General features: G+C 68.8%; 13 protein-coding genes. 9 read left to right on the top strand and 4 right to left on the bottom strand.

The features are described 5' to 3' along the window. Positions 1-41 precede the first annotated feature (41 nt). Complete coding sequence (locus ACWEVS_RS38245; RefSeq protein ID WP_452555620.1) at positions 42-2,921, top strand: BTAD domain-containing putative transcriptional regulator; 2,880 nt, start codon at positions 42-44, stop codon at positions 2,919-2,921. Positions 2,922-2,943: 22 nt separating this feature from the next. On the opposite strand, the gene ACWEVS_RS38240 is transcribed toward ACWEVS_RS38245, so the two are convergent. The 3 genes from ACWEVS_RS38240 to ACWEVS_RS38230 form a co-directional block, all read right to left on the bottom strand. Further along, a complete protein-coding gene (locus ACWEVS_RS38240) occupies positions 2,944-3,357 on the bottom strand; it encodes a hypothetical protein (protein WP_452555618.1) in 414 nt (137 codons plus the stop codon). A 273-nt stretch (positions 3,358-3,630) separates the two neighbouring features. Beyond that, positions 3,631-4,827, bottom strand: coding sequence for a cytochrome P450 (locus ACWEVS_RS38235; RefSeq protein ID WP_449921719.1), 1,197 nt, complete (start codon positions 4,825-4,827; stop codon positions 3,631-3,633). Between the two features lie 40 nt (positions 4,828-4,867). Further along, a complete protein-coding gene (locus ACWEVS_RS38230; protein ID WP_449922144.1) occupies positions 4,868-5,332 on the bottom strand; it encodes a GbsR/MarR family transcriptional regulator in 465 nt (154 codons plus the stop codon). A gap of 206 nt (positions 5,333-5,538) precedes the next feature. On the opposite strand from ACWEVS_RS38230, the gene ACWEVS_RS38225 reads away from it, so the two are divergent. From ACWEVS_RS38225 to ACWEVS_RS38200, 6 genes are all read left to right on the top strand, one after another. Further along, complete coding sequence (locus tag ACWEVS_RS38225; RefSeq protein ID WP_449921717.1) at positions 5,539-5,922, top strand: YbaB/EbfC family nucleoid-associated protein; 384 nt, start codon at positions 5,539-5,541, stop codon at positions 5,920-5,922. After that, complete coding sequence (locus ACWEVS_RS38220) at positions 5,919-6,218, top strand: hypothetical protein (protein WP_449921714.1); 300 nt, start codon at positions 5,919-5,921, stop codon at positions 6,216-6,218. The genes ACWEVS_RS38225 and ACWEVS_RS38220 overlap by 4 nt, the downstream gene beginning before the upstream one ends. 6 nt (positions 6,219-6,224) lie before the next feature. Beyond that, positions 6,225-12,131: a WXG100-like domain-containing protein gene (locus ACWEVS_RS38215; RefSeq protein WP_452555616.1), complete on the top strand. Its 5,907-nt coding sequence runs from the start codon at positions 6,225-6,227 to the stop codon at positions 12,129-12,131. 869 nt (positions 12,132-13,000) lie between these two features. Further along, a complete protein-coding gene (locus tag ACWEVS_RS38210) occupies positions 13,001-13,867 on the top strand; it encodes a hypothetical protein (RefSeq protein ID WP_449921705.1) in 867 nt (288 codons plus the stop codon). A 599-nt stretch (positions 13,868-14,466) separates the two neighbouring features. After that, complete coding sequence (locus tag ACWEVS_RS38205) at positions 14,467-14,919, top strand: hypothetical protein (protein WP_452555614.1); 453 nt, start codon at positions 14,467-14,469, stop codon at positions 14,917-14,919. Between the two features lie 274 nt (positions 14,920-15,193). Beyond that, positions 15,194-15,739, top strand: a complete 546-nt coding sequence (locus ACWEVS_RS38200; RefSeq protein WP_449921700.1) for an EF-hand domain-containing protein — start codon at positions 15,194-15,196, stop codon at positions 15,737-15,739. Between the two features lie 141 nt (positions 15,740-15,880). Here ACWEVS_RS38200 and ACWEVS_RS38195 read toward each other — a convergent pair whose 3' ends face one another. Beyond that, on the bottom strand, positions 15,881-17,074 hold the full coding sequence (locus ACWEVS_RS38195; protein WP_452413684.1) for a cytochrome P450: 1,194 nt from the start codon (positions 17,072-17,074) through the stop codon (positions 15,881-15,883). Positions 17,075-17,759: 685 nt separating this feature from the next. Between ACWEVS_RS38195 and ACWEVS_RS38190 the strand changes: the two genes are divergently transcribed. Next, a complete protein-coding gene (locus tag ACWEVS_RS38190) occupies positions 17,760-18,605 on the top strand; it encodes an SAM-dependent methyltransferase (protein ID WP_452555612.1) in 846 nt (281 codons plus the stop codon). A gap of 1 nt (position 18,606) precedes the next feature. Continuing rightward, a complete protein-coding gene (locus ACWEVS_RS38185; RefSeq protein WP_449921692.1) occupies positions 18,607-19,509 on the top strand; it encodes an NAD(P)-dependent oxidoreductase in 903 nt (300 codons plus the stop codon). The last annotated feature ends 9 nt before the right edge of the window (positions 19,510-19,518 follow it).

The following is a 19,518-nucleotide window of genomic DNA, read 5'->3' as shown; positions in this document are numbered from 1 at the left end:
GACATCGTTCCCGAGCACGATGCCGTCCGCCGGTGAACCACATGCCACTCACGGAGACGCGCTTCGAGCTTCTCGGCCCGGTGCGGGGCTGGCGGGCGGACACGGAGCTCGACCTGGGATCGCCGCAGCAGCGGTTGACGCTGGCGGCCCTGCTGCTGGCCGAGGGGCGGATGCTGAGCGTCCAGCAGCTGGTGAACGTCCTGTGGGCCGAAGCCCCGCCGCCGACGGCCGCGAGTACGGTGCGCAACTACGTGTCACGCCTGCGGGGAGTGCTGGGCGACGGCGCGATCCGCTCGTTGCGGAGCGGCTACAGTTCCACGGCCAGGCTGGACGTGCGGGAGTTCGTGGCGCTGGTGTCACGCGCGCGAGACGCGCCGCCGGCCGAGGCCAGGGACCTGCTGGAGCGGGCGGTGCGGTTGTGGCGCGGCGAGCCGCTGGCGGGATTGCCGGGGGCGTGGGCCCGGCGGCAGCGCTCCCGTCTCGTCGAGATGCGGTTGTCGGCGCTGGAGGCGCGCGCGGAGTGCGACCTGGCGCTGGGGCGGCACCACGAGTCGGTGGCGGAGCTGACGTCGCTGATGACCGCGCACCCGGCACGGGAGCGGGTGTGCAGGCTCCTGATGCTGGCGCTGTACCGGTCCGGACGGCAGGCGGAGGCGATCGGGCTCTTCACCGACACGCGGCGGCTGCTGGCCGAGGAGTTCGGGGTGGATCCCTCGCCGGAGCTGGCCTGCCTCTACCAGCGGATCATCACCGGCGACCCGACGCTCCACGTGGGCAGGGTGGCCGCCGAGCCCGCGGCGGTGACCTTGCCGGTACCCCGCCAGCTGCCGCTGGACGTGGCCGACTTCACCGGCCGGGACGCCGAGGTGGCGAAGATGGTCGGATCGCTGCGCTCGGGCGACGTGCGGACGCTGCTGATCTGGGCGGTGTCCGGCCAGGGCGGGGTGGGGAAGACCACGCTGGCGCTGCACGTGGCGCACGCCGTGAAGGACCTCTTCCCTGACGGCCAGCTCTTCGTGGATCTGCAGGGGGCCGGCCCGGATCCGATACCTCCGGCGACCGCGCTGGCCGGGTTCGTGCGATCGCTGGGCCAGGGCGACCTCCCTGACGGGCTCGCCGAACGCGCCGCGCTCTACCGGTCCCTGCTCGCCGACCGCCGCATGCTGGTCGTGCTGGACAACGCCCGCGACGTGGCCCAGATGACCCCGTTGCTGCCGGGATCGGCCGGCTGTGCCGTGCTGGCGACCAGCCGTGCCAAGCCGATCGGCCTCGATGGAGCGTTCCAGGTGGGGTTGGAGGTGCTCAGCGCCGACGAGTCGATCCGGCTGCTCGGGACGATCCTCGGACAGGAACGGGCGGCGGCGGAGCCGGAGTCCGCGCTGGAGCTGGTGACCGCCTGCGGGTTCCTGCCGCTGGCGATCCGGATCGCCGCCGCCCGCCTGGTGACCCGGCCCATGTGGTCGATCGCCCAATTGTGCGCCCGCCTGGCCGACGAGCGCAGGCGGCTGGCCGAACTCCAGGTCGGCAACCTGGCTGTGGAGGTGAGCTTCTCCCTCGGTTACGAACAGCTCCGCCCTGAGCTGGCGCGGGCGTTCCGGCTGCTGGCCGTTCCCGACGCGGCCGAGCTCACCACCGTGATGGCCGCGCGCCTGCTGGACCTGGCCGAACCCGAGGCCGAGCGGCTGGGCGAGGAACTGGTCGACCTCAGTCTCCTGCAGTCACCCGCGATGGGCCGTTACCGGCAGCACGACCTGCTGAAGTTCTTCGCTCGGGCCCGGCTGAAGGAAGAAGAGGAGGACGACGCCCGGCGGGCGGCCCTCGTCCGGCTCCACCGCTACTTCGAAGCCTGCATGGCAGGCGCCCTCCGGCTCGGCTCCCCCGGAAACCCGCTCGCCGACCGGCTCGAACAGCAGGCGGGGGAGGCGATCGCCTTCGCGGATCTGGCGGACGTCGGCGCGTGGCTGGACACCAGCTGCGACATCCTGCTGAACTGCGTGAGCCAGGTCACCGACCTGCCCGGCAGCGACCTGTACGGGCTGGCCCGGCTGATGAACGCGCTGGGGGAGCTCCGCACTCTCGGCCAGCCGTACGTCGAGCGCCTCGACCAGTTGCTCGCCGCGGCGACGAGCAGGGGAGACCGCGCGGCGGAGGGTTACATCCACCTCATGCAGGGCCTGGAACACATGGACGGCTCGCGGTCGGCCACCGGCCTGGACGCCGACGGGCACGGGCGGCTCGCCGTGACGCTCGCCGAGGCCGCAGGAGATCTGGGCGTGCAGGCCCACGGGTGGGCCCTGCTGGGCTACCAGGCCGGTTTCCGGCGGGACAGCGCCCGTGCCGCGGAGTGCTTCGAGCGCGGCATGACACTGGCGCGCGCGGCGGGGGATCGCCGGCTCGAGGCCGCGCTGCTCGGCCGCATGGGCACGACCTGGTCGGCGATGGGCCGGAAGGAGGACGCCCTGGCCGCGGCACGGCGGGGCTTCGACCTCCAGATCGAGATCGGCGACGGCAAGGTCGAGCCGATCACGCCTTACCTTCTCGGCTTCGTGCTGGCCAGGGCCGGTGAGTACGAGGAGGCGCTGGAGCATCTGGAGTCCGCGCTGAGCCTCGCGACCGCGCTGGGCTACCTGTTCTGGACAGCGACCGCCCAGATCGCGATCGCGCGCGTGAAGACCCACCTCCACCAGCCGGAAGAGGCGCTGGCGTACGCCGAGGCGGGCCTGGCGGGGCTGGCGACCTACCCGAACGAGCGGGGCATGGCCGAGGCGCTGACGGAGATCGGCCGGGCGCTGTCCACGCTCGGCCGGCACGGGCGTGCCAAGGCCGCGCTGACCGGCGCCGTCGCGATCTTCGACCGGTTGGGCGTCACCGACGCGTACGACACCGGACAGCTCCTGGACGCCCTGCCGGAGGAGGTGTAGCCGGCCCCCGCCCGGCGCGGGGTCAGATCTTGCCGCACACCTTGTCGACGAGGGCGTCCGCCTCGTCGATCTGGGTCTGGACGGTCTCGAACGCCTTGTTCGGGTCGTCGCCGGCGGCGACGGACTTCTCGATCGAGCCGGCCACCTCGGTGTTGAGCGTCAAGGCCCTGATCAGGTCGGTGTTCTTTGTCTTGCCGATGAGGCCGGCGCTGAGGTCGCCGACCTGGAGGACGAGCCCGACCACGTCGGGTGCGCCCTCCCGGTCGACACCTTCCTGGAACTTCTTCAGCTCCGCGCAGACCGGGTCGGGCCGCGCGGGCGCGGTCGAGGCGGGGGCGGACTCGGCCGCGGGGGCGGCGGAAGGCGCGGCCGTGGAGGCGCACCCGGTCAGAGCGACGACGGCGGCCGTTCCCGCGAGCGTGAGCTGTTTGCGCATATGTCATCCCTTCAGGGCGTTCGAGGTACGCCGGAGACCTTCGCGCAGGCGGATAGCCGCACGATGGACACCGGGTAGACGACCCTCCGCGGGATCCCCTCAGATGACAGCGCAGACTGCCCCACCCTCCAACGGCCGGCACTTCACCACCCGTCCCTCCGGCGTGGGCCCACCATCGACCTCACGCAGCAGGGACGCTTCCTCGGCGAGACGACCTGGAGCGGGCGGCTCCGTGTCCGCCCGCGTTCCTACAGGACGTGTCCGCCCGCGCTCCTACAGGAGCGGAAGGCGGCGCACCCCGGTCATGGTCGGTGCGGGGATGAACTGCACCGGGTCCTCCGGATCGGTGCGCAGGGGATCGAACCGGTCGAGCAGGATGTTCAGCGCGACCCGCCCCTCCAACCGGGCCAGGGGCGCGCCCAGGCAGAAGTGGATGCCGCGGCCGAATGCGAGATGCGGGTTCGGGTCGCGATCGGGATCGAACGCCTCGGGGTCGGGGAACTGCCGGGGATCCCGGTTGGCCGCCGCGAGCCAGCACATGACCATCTGATCGGCTGGTATCACCACGCCGCCGAGCTCGACCTCGCGCGTCGTGGCACGGCCGAGGGCGGCGAAGGGGGTGAGGAGCCGCAGCGACTCCTCGATGACGGCCGGGACCGAGGCGCGGTCGGCGCGTACCCTGTCCTGCTGGGCGGGGAAGGCGTCCAGGCACAACACCGTGTTGCCGAGCAGCATCGTCGTGGTGATGTGCCCGGCCAGCAGGAGCACGATCGCGAAGTTGACCACCTGCCCGTCGGGCAGGCGCTCGCCGTCCACCTCGGCCGCGACCAGCCTGGTGAGCAGGTCGGCGCGCGGCTGCCGGCGGCGTTCGGCGGCGTGGCCGGCGAGATAGGCGCTCATCTCCCGCCACGGCTTCATCGTGGCTTCGAAGGCGGCGTTCCGTTCTTCGGCGGACTGGTTGAGCGAGACCGCGGCGTCACGCTGGAACAGCGCGTCCGCCCACCGCTTGAACAGCGCACGATCACTGCTGGGCACCCCTAGCAGTTCGGCGATGACGATGACCGGCAGCGGATAGGCGAGATCGCGCACCAGCTCGAACCGCTCGCGCTCCCGCGCCGCGTCGAGCAGTTCGTGGGTGATCGCGGCGATCCGCGGTTCGAGATCCGCGACGACCTTGCGGGTGAACGCGCTGCTGACCAGCTTGCGCAGCTTGCCGTGATCCGGCGGGTCGATCTGGGTGATGAAGCCCTCCAGCGAGAAGTCCTCGTCCGGCATCATGCCCTTGGGGACCACGCGCATCGTGTCGGAGGAGAAGGTCGCGGGGTCGCCGAGGACCTCCTGCATCTCCGGGTAACCGTAGACGTTCCACATTCCGGCCTGGGCGTCGAACTCGACGGGCGGGCCCGATCGGGGTCCGTGCAGCCAGAAGTGTTGCTTCGGGATGTCGTACCGCTCGACGAAGTCGGCCATCGCCTCTCCTTGGTTGAGGATCTCTCTGTCGAGATGTACGTCACGACGACTTCTTGCGGTGTTCCTCCCAGCGCTGGAGCATCCCGTCGGCGTCCCGCAGGACGAAGGCGAAGAACTCCCGGGTGTCCGCCATCCGGGCGCGCCGTTCGGGCAGGTCCTCGCCGCCGAGGACCGACAGCCCGAAGTCCAGCGTGTCCAGGCTCATCCGGACGCCGGCGAGCTGGACCCGCATGACCTGTGTCCACCCGCCGACGGTCATCCGGTAGCGGTGCTCGCGGGAGGCCGTGGGCACGCGCTCGATCATCCCGCCCGCCTCCAGTTGCCTGGCGACCGTGCTGACCGCTGTCTTGCTCACGCCGAGCTCCGCTGCCAGGTCGGTGAGGGACCGGTCGGGCGGATCACAGATCATGAGCCACGCGTACAAGCGGCCCATCGTGCGCGTCCCGCCCAGACGCTCCATGTCCAGCCCCATCCGATTGACGAACTCGATCTCCGGAGGCTCCACTGGCGCCAACTCCGCGATTGTCGTCAAGCACGTACTTCATGAAGTGTACGTCGCGATGCCGCCGGACGACGGTGGTTGGTTGCGACTTCATGTGTGCTCAGTGACAACTTCGTTAACAGCGGCGCAAACGGTGTGAGTCATCGGGATCTTGGGGGGAAAAGTAACTTAAGATGCCATTTGGCAGTGGACGTACGGAAGGTACCTCTGTGGCGGATGCGTTCGAGGTGGAGATCGGGGAGCTCGCGGGCGAGATCAATCAGCAGATGGCCCGCATTCGCGAAGCGTACGGAGAACTTTCCGATATGGAGCACACGGCCCGTTCAGCCGACGGGCTGGTGAGCGTGACCGTCGGCCGCCACGGTCAGATGCTCGGCATCGAGCTGAACCCCAGGGTGTACCGCACCCTGTCCCCCTCGCAGCTGGCCGACGCGATCATGCATGAGGTCGACAAGGCCACCGCCGCGGTCTCCGAGCAGAGCAAGGAGCTCTTGGAGCCCCTGATGCCGGAGAGCGTGCCGTACGAGGAGGTCTTCGGAGAGCGGGCCGTGCTCGACGCGTTCTTCCCCAGGCCCGTGGAGCCGGCCCCGTGACCGGCTTCTCCGTGTGGTGGGAGTCGCTGCACCGACAGGCCAAGGTCTACGACCAGCTCGCGCACAACGCGGAGGAGGTGCGTGCCGAGCTGCGCGCCGCCTTCGACCGGGACAGGAACACGCTCGGCGACGACATGTACGGCGCCGAACTGGCCAAGAAGATGCCCGAAATGGAAGGAGGCATCTTCGACGCCCTGAAGGCGCACATCGACGAGCTCGAGCGTGTCGCCTCACGCCTGAACGCCACCGCTCGCAACTACGAGGGGGCGGAGCATCCCCCGGTCGAGCGCGGCTGATCGTCCATGGGGTTCGACGGGTTCCTCGTGCCCGACTTCGCCAAGCCGTACGTCGGCTGGGTGGTCGGCATGGACTGGCCGGAAGGCGACGAGTCCGGCTGCTTCCGGTTGGCCGACGCCTGCGTGAAGGCCGCGCACCGGCTCGTCGAGGGCACGGGGGCCGACCAGCCGGGAAGCGCGACCAAAATCGGCGCCGACTGGGACGGGGAGGCCCATCTCGCCTTCGCCGCCCATGTCGACCGGGTCGCCGGCGGTCAGGTCGCCGCTGTGGTCAAGCGGCTCGTGGAGACCGCTGTCGCGCTCAACGGCGTGGGCGTGCAGATCCAGTACACCAAGTACATGATCGAGGTCACCGTCTGGCTGCTGGTCGCCCAACTGGTGTATCTGCTGGGCGCGGCCCTGGCCAGTGGCGGGGCGAGTCTGGCGCTCATCCCAGTACGTGTCCAGCTTGCCCGGCTGACGGTCAGGCAGATCGCCAAGCAGTGCGTGCGCAACATCCTGCTGTTCGCCGGGATCGTCGCCGGCATGGACCTGGGCCTCCAGATCCTGCAGATGGTGAAGGGTCGCAGGGACGAGATCGACTGGTGGCAGTTGGGGACCTCGGCGCTGACCGGTGGTGCCATGGGCGGGCTCATGGGGGCGCTCTCTGTCGGGCTGAACGCGCTGGCCACCTCGGCCCTGCGGTCCGGCCTGACCAGGGCCGAGATGACCATGGCCGAGAAGCTGCTGGCCGCGGCCACGTCGTCGTTGTACGGGCAGGCCGCGCAGTATGCCGTGGCCGGCGGGATCACGACCGCGGGAACCTTGGCGGTCCAGGGGGACTTCAGCTGGGACATGCTGGCCAAGGGCATCACGTCCAGCGCGCTCGGGGCGGACGGGCAGCACGGGGGCGCGGCCCTGCTCCGTGGTGCCGACGGTTCGCCCTCGCCCCACCCGGCCTCTTCGTCCCAACATCCTCCGTCTTCGTCCGAACGTCCTCCGTCCCGCCCGGACGCCGGCCCCGAGCGCGGGCCCGAGTCCAGCGCCGAAACGACGCTGGCGGCGATGAGGCATAACCAGGAGGCCATCAAGTCGCCTGCCTGGAACAGCCACGACATGCTGGTCCCGCAGGCGTCCCGGCTGGCTTCCGGCATGGAGACGCCGCAGCCGGTGACGTACGCCTCCGCGCCGTTCCGGCCTGACGGTTCGCCGGCGTGGCGGGTCGACGGGTCGCGGTCGGCGGGGGTGAACGCCGGGCAGTCCGCGGGTGGGCCGATGTCGCGGCCTGATGGTTCGCCGACCTGGAAGCAGCTTGACACGTCGGTCAAGCCCGTGATCCATCCGCCGCGCACCGTCGAGATCGGCGCCTTGGGCGAAACGGCCGTCCACGACGTCAAGGTCCCGGAGAACGTGACGACGGCGGCTCGGGCGCTGACCGACGGCATCACGGGTGTCACCCCGCGGGAACGGCGCGCGATCCGCGAATGGCTCGAGGAGGCGCTTTCCGACAGCGACCGCGACACCTGGACCGATCATCTCCAGAGAGGCGTCGCGCTCAGTGTCAAGGACACCGTGATCTACCTCAAGCTGAAGCCGAGCGAGCTCACGCACGTGGAGCACCCGAGCCTGGCGCCCGAGAAGCCGGTCGCGTTCGGCGGGGACGGTGTGGAAGGCAAGTCCTCGCGCGCCTCGTCGCTGGACCGGAGCGCGGGTCTGATGCGAGGGCTGTACCACTCGCCGGACGAGGCCGAGGCGAGCGCCCTGCCCCGTATCGGCGTCAGCAGTACGTCGCGCACGACCCACACGAACGGCATCGAGGTCATCAGCGGTCACAAGGCCGTTTCCCCGACGCACGACTACTTCGCCGCGGACATCTCCCTCGACGTCTACCGCAACGGTGAAAGGGTCACAGAAACCGCGGCGGTCCCCGACCTGTCCCTGACCCTCCCCTTTCCCCAGCAGTTCACCAGGGAAGGGCCGCTGCTGTCCGCCGACCACCCCCCGTCGCTGCCCCGCCACGAGGTCCCGGTCGGAGCCGAGCACAAGTTCCGCGATCACGGAATCGCCATCACCGGGATGGACGTCACGCCTCTGGTGCTGGAGGTGCAACGTCGGGCGTTGTCGGCAGGCGTGCCCGCGGGCGAGGTGGTCAAGATCGTTGAGCACCTCACGTCCACCGTGCTCAGCGAGCAGGGAATGAAGAACCGCAGCCAGTCGATGCTGTCGAGCGGGACCGCCTCCGAGGCGGTCCGGTACAAGAGTTCCGCGCTGGGATCAGCGGAGGAATCCGTCAAGGTCACCGGCCGGATCACGCGGATCGAGCCTGTCGACGGAAGCGCGCGGCCACCGATCGAGACGATGTTCCGGGACGACATGGGGCGGCGCGAGAGCGAGGGGACGTCACATCGGCAGGGCACGAGCGTCAATGTCCATGCGGGTGGCAAGTTCGGCGTGAGCCTGGGAGAAAAGGTGGAGGTCGTCGCACGCCTCATCGGCGGGTTCGGCTTCGGCACGGACCATGTGACGTCCAGCAGCCGGGCGCACGGCAACCACACCGTCCTGACCAGGATCGATGACGTCACGATGTACGACGCCCACATGCTGCTGCAGGTCGAGACCGAGCGGATGGGCACCTTCGAGGTCGAGGTGAAGGCCGAACTGGTCGTACCGGCCCGCGACGCGCCCCGGATGGAGCAGGACGTCTTCGGGCACGATCTCCGGCCGCCAGGGGAATTCAACGACATCCGGCAGAAACTCGCCGATCTCCACCGGGAGATGGACGACGTCCGTGCGGAGTACGTGCGGAGCGAGCCGCTCGCCGAATACCCGCCCAGGGGCGAGCATCCGAACGGCGGCTACGACCCTCACGTGCTGGAGCCGGAGACGCTCGCGGCCGGGCGGGGAACAGGATTGGGCAGCGGCATCCGCGTCCACTCCGAGACGCTCCTCAGCACGGAGATCAGCCAGGCCGTCGACCAGGCGCTGCCCGACCTCCCGCCGGAGATCAAACGGCAGATCATGCGGGACATCGACAGCCGCTTCGGCGGCCCGGCCCTGGAAGCCGACCTGACGCATGCTCTGCACGGCATCAGGTACGAGAAGACGATCGGCGGCTACACCTTCGAGATCGCGGCCGAGGGCGCTCTCGGCCGGCGGCACGAGGTCGGCTCGACCGACATGACGGTGAACGAGCGCAGGATCACGTCGCAGACCAACACCAGCCAGCGGGAGACCTCTGTCTCAGGCCGTGGGGAGGTGCGTGGTGTCGCGCGCCTCGAAGTGAACGACGGGCTCAAGGTCGACCCGGTGAACCTGGCTCTCACCGGCAGCAGCGCGAAGGCGGAGGGCGCCGGCTTCTCCGCCGGTAGCACGAGGTACGACCGCACGGAGACCAGGGGCGGCTTCACCTTCACGCGGGATCTCTCCTTCGACGTCAGGATGAGGATCTCGCGAAACGGCACAGAGGTGACGAACACCGGGTGGGAGGTGCACGGAAGCAAGGCGGAGGTCCTCGTACCGAACGTCCACCTGCCGGAGTCGCCCGTGCTCGCGCAGGACGTCGCGCACGTGGGACGCATCGAGTCGTCGACGGAGCCGCCCGGCGACGTGTGGCGGCCTCGTGAGGGCGAGCTGTCCGCCATCGTCCGTCTGGGCGCCATGCCTGACCTGCCCATGGCGGTGGCCGAGGCGTACGCCAGATGGGCGGGACTGCCGGTGCCCGCGGAGCGTCTGGACGTACCGCATGCGTTCGAGACCGCGACTGATGTGATCAAGCTGGAAACCATGGTCACCTCTCACCCCGACGGCCTGTACTACACCGTGTCCGATCGCGGGGGGACGCGCCACGACGTGCATGTGAAGGTCCACGTGGCCGACATGAAGCACGTCAAGTCGGAGACCGGGGTGGAGCACGAAAGCTACTCGAACAGCAACTCGAGGGCGACGGACGGCGAGCGCAGCAGACAGTCCCTGGGCGGGCACGCCCGGACCGGTCTGCGCGTCACCCTCGGCGGCGACGGCGAGCAGGCAGGTCACGCGCGGGGAAGCGAGGAAGGCGGCGGAACCGAGCGCAAGGTCGTCGCGCGGGCGGGTGTGCACGGCACCGCGAAGCGGATGACCCAGGAAAGCTCCTACCTGGGCGGCAGCGACGTGGCCCGGGTCACCTACTCGGACGGGAGCACCTCGCACTGGTACCGCGCGGACCTGGTCGTGGAGGTGACACCGACCAAGACCGACGGGGCGACGGTCGAACGGGGCCCGACCACGTACGTCCGGGTGGAGGACATCATGGACCTCGTCCTTCCGGACGAGGTGGCACGCCGTAACGGACTGGAAGGTCCGAAGCCCGTGGAGCCCGTGGAGCCCGCCCAGCAGGCGGGGGACACGACCCGCGCCTACGCCGCGTCCGAGGCGGCGATGAGCACCGCCTCCGTTCTGTATCTCGACGCGCAGGCCGTACTCCCGACGATCTTCAAGATGCTCCGAGACGAGCAGCTCCTCCTTCCTGACCAGGAGTTCACGAACCACCCCGTGGCCGAGCACCTGCGTGGCCTCTACGGCCAGGACGCGCTCGGCACGAGACTGGGGGAACTCCGCGGGAACGGAGTGTCCTCCTGGCTGTTCATCACCGACGAACACGGCCGGGTCATCGAACGCGTGGGCATCCGGGTCAAGGCCCAGCCCGGCGAGGGCGTACACGTCGGTGAGCGTTCCGACACCGGCCTCATGCTCCGCAGCGAGCGCCTCAGCGGCGACCTGCAGGTGCACGAAAGGGGCTCGGACCGCGGCACGGAGCTGCTCGGGCGCTACCTGGAGTCTTCGGACGACGTCAGGGGAGCCGAAGCGGGGTACGCGAACTACCGCGACTCCCACACCGTGGACGCGCACGGAACGATCGGGAAAGCGATCAACCGTTACCAGACGCGCGAAGCTCCGCACGAGTTCAGGCATCCGGTCGCGTACGAGATCACGCTCGAGCGCGTCCCGGTCCGCCCTGTCCTGGAACCCGTGCAGGGCGCTGCCCGCAAGGTGCTGCTCAAGGTGGGCGAGGTGACCGGACACGACGGAGCCGGGAGGTTCTTCGACCGGCATGTCGGGGTCACCTCGACGTCCAGAGCGGTCGTGAGCGGCGAACTCGGCGTCCTGGTGCCGGGACACCTCACCACGGAGGTGCCGCAGGGAACCCCCGTCACGGCGCACACGCCGGTCGTCGCCGCGGACCCGCGATGGGCGGAGACGGCAGGGCCCAACAGCATGTCCAGCACGCTCGGGAAGGGCGTCCCCAAGGGAGACGTCAGCCAGGTCGCGTTCCCGGCCGCCGGTCTGGTGGAGGAATGGGCACCGATGGCCGCGGTACCGCCGAAGCTCCGGGCGGAGGTGCCCTCGCTGGCCGACCGGCCCAACGGATACGAACTCTCTCGCCCGGCCGGCATGTCCGTCGCCGAGGCCACCAAGGAAAGGACCATGCGCGCCCATCTCGAGCAGCTGCTCGCGCATGAGTACGAGATCCCCGGGATCGGCAAGGTGGGGATCGACGTCACGGGGGCCCACGAGGTCGCCAGCGCGATGGTCAAGCAACGCGTCTACGAGCAGACCATGAGCACGAGCGGGCACGGCCAGGAGCAGGGCCGGGGCCAGTCGGTCCGAGGTGGCGGGTCCGCCGGATCGACCGGCGACGGGACTCTGGGCTTCGGCGGCATCGGCGGCAGCGTGAAGACGGCGGACGAAGCCGCTTCGCGGAACGCCAACATCGTCGAACGCAACTTCCTGGAGAAGCAGCACGAGAACACCTACCTCGCGTTGGACGTCTCCGTCGTGGTCTATGGCAAGGGCAAGCCTCTGGTGGTGGACGTTCCCGGCGGCCTCTACCTGAGGCTCACCCCTGAGGGGCTCGCCGAGTTCGACGCCGCGCACCCCGGGGTGATCAGGCGCTGAGCCTGGGGCCGGTCCGGGGTACGGCGCCGGCGAACCCTCGGGAACGAGGTCACGCCCCGGAACACCGGCAAGGCCGTCCCGGTGGGCCTGCGCGATCCGGTGGCCTCGCGCGATCCGGTGGCCCCGGCGATCGGGTGGGCCGCCGGGGCCGCCCTCGACCTGGTATTGGTGACGTCACAGATCGTTGTACATGGTGTCAACGATCTTGTTGGTGTAGTGTTCCGGGATCATCGCCGCTGGTTGCCGAGGACGGAGCGGACGAGGGCGGGAGGATCCGGCCACGAGCGTGGAACCCCGCCGAGCGAGCTGCGTCCTGCGGCGGGTGGGTCAGGAAAAGTCACCTGTAACCTCCGGTTGCCTCGGAGCACTTCCTGGTGTCGAGGGAACCTCTGGGCTGAAGGAGGCGGTTCCTCCCGGACCGCACAGGGGCCTCGACCCGCCGGTAACGCTCACAACCGACTGCACCGGAGTACAAGATCAAGAAATTATCCAGCCGAGGCAGCTCTCCGCTCGCCCGCGCGTTCACCCGCAGCGGCCTCGCCGCCGTCGCCGCTCTCGCGTTCCTCGCGCCCGCCCTGCCGGCGAGCGCCGTCGCGCCTGCTCTGCCCGCGAGCGCCGTCGCACCCACCCCGTCGGCAAGCGCCGTCACGCCGACCCCGTCCGCGAGCGCCGTCCCGCCCACGCCGTCCGCGAGCCCGGTCGCGAACGGCGGGCCGGCGAAGCCGGTTCCGGGCTTCGGCGCCCGGCCCAACGACGGTTCCGGGGTCTGGCCCGACTTCTCGAACACCGGTTACGCCAACACGCCGGCCAACGCCGGAGGCCTGGGCCTGGGCAAGTACCCCGGCAAGCTCACCGACCACGCGCCGAAGATGAGCGACACCAAACCGCTGACGCTCAGGTTCCCCGACAACAGCGTCATCTCCTTCAAGCGTTTCCGCGCGTTGAAGATCTATATCTACGGCGACAACCTCACGTTCGTCGGCTGCCTTTTCGAGGGCACCAACCCCAACGACAACCTCGTCCAGATCTACTCGGACACCGGCATCAAGTTCCTGTACTCGACGTTCAAGCCGAGTTCCTACTCGAGGCCGCCGGGCAACAACGGCACCGTCTCGTCGGCCCACTCCAAGCCCGGTACTCCTTTCAAGAAGTCCTGGCAGCTCGCCACGACGATGAAGGAAGCCGTGGCCGTCATGGACCACAACGACATCTGGGGCAACGCGGGCATGGAAATGGTGACGGGCTTCCCCGGCCGCCCGTCGACCTGGACGAACAACTACATCCATGACATGGCCGACACGGCTCGCGACGTCTACCATCACGACGGCATCGGCCCGCAGAGCGAAGGCAACGGCGGTCCCATGATCGTCCACCACAACACCCTGGCCTCGGTGGGCAACACCAACGCCCTGGCCCTGCAGGGCAACGGCGTCTACCAGAACATCAAGGTCACCAACAACTACGTCTCCGGCTGGGGATACGCCATCAGCATCGGTGTCACCAACAACGCCAGGAACATCACCGTCACCGACAACGTGTTCTCGGCGGAACTCGAGCAGCTGTACGGCTTCCTGTACGGCAATTTCTGGAGCGGATCGGCCCGCGGCTCCACCTGGCGCCGCAATCTCATCCAGGCCCGTCCGGGAGACGGCAACAGCAACTATTCGACCGCGGACCACGGCAGATATCTGTGGCCGACCGGCTCCGAGACCCACACCACCGACTACAAAGGCTGAACCCGTCACCAGATGACGGCGCCGCGGCACACGCGCCGCTCTTCACGCGCCATGCCGCGCAAAGAGCGGCGCCCCTCCCTCCAGCACGAGAGGCGGGCCGCCTCGGTGCGCCGTTCGGGTGTGCGCTGCTCGGGTGGTTGGTCTCGTTCATTCCTGAACGGCGTCGGCGCGCCCGCCTGGTAGCGCTGTGGCTCATACCGCTCTGGCCGCTGTCGATCGCGGTGGGCGCGGTGTTGGCCTACACGCTCTACTGGCCGTTGTCCGTGTGACAGTTAGCGCAAGGCGCTCGAGTAGGCGCGTCGCGTCTTCTGTTCGGTCATCTAGCCGGCGCAGGGGCAGGCGGGCCCGAGAGTGGGGTCGGGGTCGAGCTGGTCGGCGGCGCGGCGCAGAGCGCGGGCCACGCGGACCCCGACGCGCTCCACGTCGCCGCCCGGTCGCCGCGGCGCTCCGGCCGGCTTCTCCCGCGCGTTGGAGCCGGATCAACCGCACTGCAAGTCGGCGACTCTACGCTGCCGCCATGCGCCTGACCGCCTCGCTCGCCCTGTTACCCCTGGCCCTCACCGGCCTGCTGTGCGCCGGCCCGCTGACCGGCACCGCCCATGCCGGGCTTCGCCGGGGCCGACGTCACCGACCTCGACCTCGGTTACGGCGACACCGGCGCCGACCTGTCCGGCTCGCACGCCACCCTCGCGCTCGGCTGGAAGATCTTCTGGGGGATCCTCGCAGGACTGCTGCTCCTGATCGCCTACGGCGTCGCGAGAGGCTCGGTCAAGCGCCGCCGGGCTCGCCGTGAGCATGGGGCCCGTACCGCCGCCCGGCTGGCTGAGGTCAGGGCCGAGCTGGCCGAGGAGGTGACGCGCTTCGGCGAGGAGATCGACGCCGCGGACGACCGCGCGCGGGAGGCGAGCGCCACGGACTGGCACCGCGTCCTGGACGCCTACGAGCAGGCCAGGGAGCAGGTGGACAAGGCGACCGTGATCGGAGACCTCAACCAGGCGCGCGACACGCTGACCCGGGGACGCAAGGCACTGAAGCGGATCACCGGCACATGACGGAACGCGCACGGCTCCCAGGGCGTACGTCTACCGGCTCGTCGGCCATCGGAGCGGCGGCATCCCGATGGCCCTGCCTTCCACGCGCCCGGCGAAGGTGACCACGACCTACCGGGTCTCCGGAATGGCGGCCGCGGGTACCCCGCCGGCCGGATTCCGCTTCGCCGACGGTTTGCGATGAACAGCCGTCCTCTTTGTTTTTTGCGGCGACCGGTGCGGGCATGACAATCAACGGGCTTATTCGGTCCGATCGCAATCTCAATGGGAGGTATAAATGGCTGTCGGCGCTGTTGCCCGCAAGTCAGACCACTGGTTCAACCTGGTTGACGTCAACGGCGATAACAGGATCGAGCGCAGCGATCTCCAGGCCCTCGGAGAGAGGATGCTGAAGCGCTTCAACCTGGACAAGACGTCCGTCAAGGGAAGGCGGATCACCGAGGCGTACGACCGGTGCTGGACGATCATGGTTGAGGCCATGGACACGGACAGGAACCACGCCATCTCCAGGGAGGAGTTCCGCTCCTACATGGAGAACAACGCCAAGAGGGAGAACGCCGACGAGTTGCTGCGTCCCATCACCGACGCCGAGTTCGAGGTGGCCGACGTCGACGACGACGGCTACCTGTCCCGGTCCGAGTACGGGGCGCTGCTGGCCGCCATGGGGCTGTCCGAGAATGACGCCCAGGTCGGTTCGCAGAGCATCGACACCGACGGTGACGGTCGCATCAGCCCCGAAGAATACTTCCGGGCGTGCCGCGACTTCTTCGTCGGCAGCGAAAACCTCGGAGCGCGCAGCAGCAAGACTTTCGGCGCGGTGTGACATCTGCTAGATAGCCGGAATCGGCGGCCACGGAACGACGTGGCCGCCGATTTCATGTTTCAATTCTTCCGAATTTCGCCGAACAATTTCTGTCCTGCGGACAGTCGGGCCGTGCAGCCTGACCTGGTCCGGGTGAATGGATCACCAGGTGACAGGCAAGGACTCCAGGCGCCGGATCAGGAGATCCGACCGCCACGCCAGCAGTTCCTCCGGTACGGCGAGGCACATGGACGGATGCTGCGTGAGGGAGGAGGCCATGACCCTCATCAGCATGCGCACCAGGGGGGGACCCATGCAGTGATGCGTACCGTGCCCGAAGGACAGATGCGGGTTGGTCGTGCGGTGGAAGTCGATCTCACCGGGATCGGGGAACGCGGACGGATCGTGATTCCCCGCGGGAAGGGCGGGCAGGACCTGCTCTCCTGCCCGTACCAGGGTTCCTCCCACCTCGATGTCCTCCGTGGCGTAACGGGAGAAGGTGGCGTGGGAGGGGAACGGCGCGTAGCGCAGGAGTTCCTCGACCGCCTGAGGGATCAGTCCTGGATCGGCCTGCAGCTCCCGCAGGTGGACCGGCGAGGTGATCAGCAGGTAGGCGGCGTTCGTCAGTTGTGTCGTGACGTTGTCGATCGCCAGGAGGATGTCGTTGACCAGTTCCTTGATCTCCGGCTCGGTGAGTTGTTTCTCCCGATAGGCGGCGCCGGTGAGAGCGCTGACCAGATCGTTGCGAGGCCGGTTCCGCCGCTCGGCGATGAGACGGTCGGTGTAGTCGGAGATCTCTTCGACCCTGGCCGCCACGACGTCGGCGGAAAGCGCGGTGCTCGCGAATCCCTCGAACCAGTTCAGGAAGATCGACAGGTCCTGCTGGGGGATGCCGATGACGGGACACAGGATCTCCACGACCAGCGGCTTGATGTAGGCGTCGACCAGATCGAGCGGGGGCGACCCGGCCAGAAGCACGGTCATGAATCTGCGGGAGTGGCGCTCCGCCAGCTCCTGGAGTGCGTGGACGCGCTCGGTGTTGAACCCCAGCCCGCCGGCCACGGCTTTACGCAGTCGGGTCTGCTGGGGCGGGTCGGTGTTGAGGATGCTGTCCTGGAGGGGGAGGACGGTCAGGCGGGCCTCGTCGCCCCCGGGAGGGGGCGTTCGGACGAAACGTCGGTCGCGCAGCACGAAGCGGATGTCATGGAAGCGGGTCACCAGCCAGGCGTCGTCGCCGTAGGGCGGGCGGACCTTGACCAGCCCCGGCCGTTTGCGGCACCGCGCGTATTCCGGATGGACGTCGAGGCGGACGGGTTCCCCGAAAGGATAGTCGGCAGGTTCAGAAACAGTGTCCATATTCTCTCCGGTCTTGGAATCGTTCGTCGGCGACACGCGAGGGGCGGTATCCCGGCCCGTCGGCCGCTCATCGTTTCCGGAGCGTCGGCTCGGGACTCCCGAACGGGCTATACCCTTCTGAGGATCTGTGACCGACTGCCTGCGCCTTTCGTTGCACGTCGGCGGGACAATTGATTATCGGTTACACACTCCGGCCCGGATCGAGCAAGTTTTCCATCCGTTTCCTGTACCGTCGCGGATATTAGCTTGACGGTATGGGGTCCCGGCCTGCGTGATCGCTCCCTGGAGCCCGCCACCGGCGGACCCGTATCGATGGTCGGCGTCCGATGCGGCGTCGGCGATGGATCTTCCTCTCCTTGGGTTTGACGACGTGCGCGGAGTGGGAGATACCAGGGGCGATGGCACCGGCTGTTCCACCGTGAGCACCGGGTTCGCCACTCCGGCCCATGGGTTCGTCGCCATTCTTGGGTGACTGCCGTTTTTCATGGACCTACGGTCGCGGAATCAATTTCCGGTGAAAGTGGCTCCCTGGGCGCGCCGACCCGATGCAATACGTGTCAAAACTTCACCTGCGTGACGGAGTGTCGCCGCCCGGGCCGGATCAGTCGATGGACGATGATTCACATCGTTGTTCTCGGAAAAGGCTGTCATGTCAAGCCCTGAACGGATATGAGAAGCATCTCGCATGAGCATGGAAAGTGACCGGTTGATTTCGCGCGCACGCTCGGAGACCGAGGCGGCGTACAACGGAATCGCGGCCTTGGTGGACGCGGCCGCCGGACCTGATCGCCATTACGGTTTCTGGGCCGGATCGCACGACGGAGCCTCGATCGAGGAGGCCACCGAGCGGCTGACCGACCTCGTGGCGTCCAAGCTGCATGTGGGGCCCGGGTCTCATGTGCTGGACGTGGGCTGCGGAAACGGCCGCCCGGCGGTACGGATCGCACAGACTTCGGGGGCGCGGGTCACCGCGATCGACGTCGACCGGCATGCACTGCGCAACGGTGCCGAGCACGCTCGGTCGCGGCAGGTGGACGCTCTGGTGGAGTTCCGGCGGATCGACGCGGCGGACCTTCCGTTCCCTCCCGCTTCGTTCGACGCGGTGCTGGCGTTCGAGAGCACCCCGCATTTCGAGATCGCCCCGCTCTACCAGCGCATCTCCCGGGTTCTGCGCCCCGGAGGCCGCCTGGTGGTCGAGACCCCGTACGTTCGCACGCCGATGACCGAGGAGACCTGGCGGCGGATCGGCCCCTATCTGACCATGCTGAACGCGGTATCGCTCGACTCGCCCGAGCAGCACCTCTCGGCGGCGCGCGCGGCCGGAATGGCCGCCGTGGAGCTCGTCGACATCACCGACAACGTCCGCCACTCCTTCCCCCGCCTGGTGCGAGGGCTCCGGGAACACAGGACCGACCTGGAGGCTGTCGGCGGTGCGGCCGAGGCTGACCGGCTGCTGGACACCTTCTCCGCGTGGGCGGACGCCACCGAGATCGGCGGCGTGATCATGACTTTCACCAGGATGGAGCTCTGATATGACGGACGTCACGGTCATCGGGACCGGAGTGATCGGTTCGGCGGTCGCGCGGGCCTGTGCGCGGTCCGGACTGGAGGTCTCGGTCTGGAACCGTACGCGCGAGCGGTCGGACGTGCTCGTCGAGGAGGGGATCCACTCCCACGCGACGGCGGCCGACGCTGTCGCGGCCTCACCGATCGTGCTGATGTGCCTGCTCAACTACGACATCACCCATCGGGTCATCGACGAGGCGGCTCCGAACTTCTCCGGCAGGCTCGTCGTCCAGAACGCCAGCGGCACTCCCGAGAACGTCACCCCGCTGCGCGGGCGGGTGGAGGCCGGGGGAGGGGCGTACATGGAGGCCGCGATCCTCAACTACCCCGACGCCATCGGGACCGAGGATTGCTTCACGGTCTACGGCGGGGCCGTCGAGGACTTCGAGCGGTTGAAGAGCGTGACGTCCGCGCTGGGCGGCAGACAGGCCTATCTCGGCGCCGATCCCGCTTACGTGAAGGCGTACCACGTCGTCTCCAGCGCCTTCTACTACGCGTTCATCAACGGCTTCCTCGAATGCTCGGCCATCGCGGAGGCCATGGGCGTCCCGCTGGCGGATTTCGCCGAATCCGTGCCGCTCTACGACCCCGGTTTCCAGAACACGATCGAGGTCGGCCTCGACCTCATCGATCGCGGGGACTACACCTACGAACAGGCTCCGCTCACCTCCCACCTGGACGTTCTCGACAACCTGACCCGCATCGCGGAGCAGGCCGGGATCGACCGCTCCTATCTCGGCGTGATGCGCGAGCGCGTGCGCGAAGCGATGGACCGGGGCTACCGGCGCGAGCACATCGCGGTGCTCACCACGTGGTTCCGTGACCGCCGCGAATCGTCCGCCGGCCGAGTGCCCGTCGGCGGCGGGTGAGGCGGAAAC

The organism is Nonomuraea sp. NPDC003754, from assembly GCF_053605785.1.
This window is presented reverse-complemented; position numbering and strand designations above follow the sequence as displayed.

Bases quoted from the DNA above. Each gene is read 5' to 3' on its own strand.
- ACWEVS_RS38245 (WP_452555620.1), top strand. From the start codon at position 42: ATGCCACTCACGGAGACGCGCTTCGAGCTTCTCGGCCCGGTGCGGGGC.
- ACWEVS_RS38240 (WP_452555618.1), bottom strand. From the start codon at position 3,357: ATGCGCAAACAGCTCACGCTCGCGGGAACGGCCGCCGTCGTCGCTCTG.
- ACWEVS_RS38235 (WP_449921719.1), bottom strand. From the start codon at position 4,827: ATGGCCGACTTCGTCGAGCGGTACGACATCCCGAAGCAACACTTCTGG.
- ACWEVS_RS38215 (WP_452555616.1), top strand. From the start codon at position 6,225: ATGGGGTTCGACGGGTTCCTCGTGCCCGACTTCGCCAAGCCGTACGTC.
- ACWEVS_RS38210 (WP_449921705.1), top strand. From the start codon at position 13,001: ATGAGCGACACCAAACCGCTGACGCTCAGGTTCCCCGACAACAGCGTC.
- ACWEVS_RS38205 (WP_452555614.1), top strand. From the start codon at position 14,467: ATGCCGGGCTTCGCCGGGGCCGACGTCACCGACCTCGACCTCGGTTAC.
- ACWEVS_RS38200 (WP_449921700.1), top strand. From the start codon at position 15,194: ATGGCTGTCGGCGCTGTTGCCCGCAAGTCAGACCACTGGTTCAACCTG.
- ACWEVS_RS38195 (WP_452413684.1), bottom strand. From the start codon at position 17,074: ATGGACACTGTTTCTGAACCTGCCGACTATCCTTTCGGGGAACCCGTC.
- ACWEVS_RS38190 (WP_452555612.1), top strand. From the start codon at position 17,760: ATGAGCATGGAAAGTGACCGGTTGATTTCGCGCGCACGCTCGGAGACC.
- ACWEVS_RS38185 (WP_449921692.1), top strand. From the start codon at position 18,607: ATGACGGACGTCACGGTCATCGGGACCGGAGTGATCGGTTCGGCGGTC.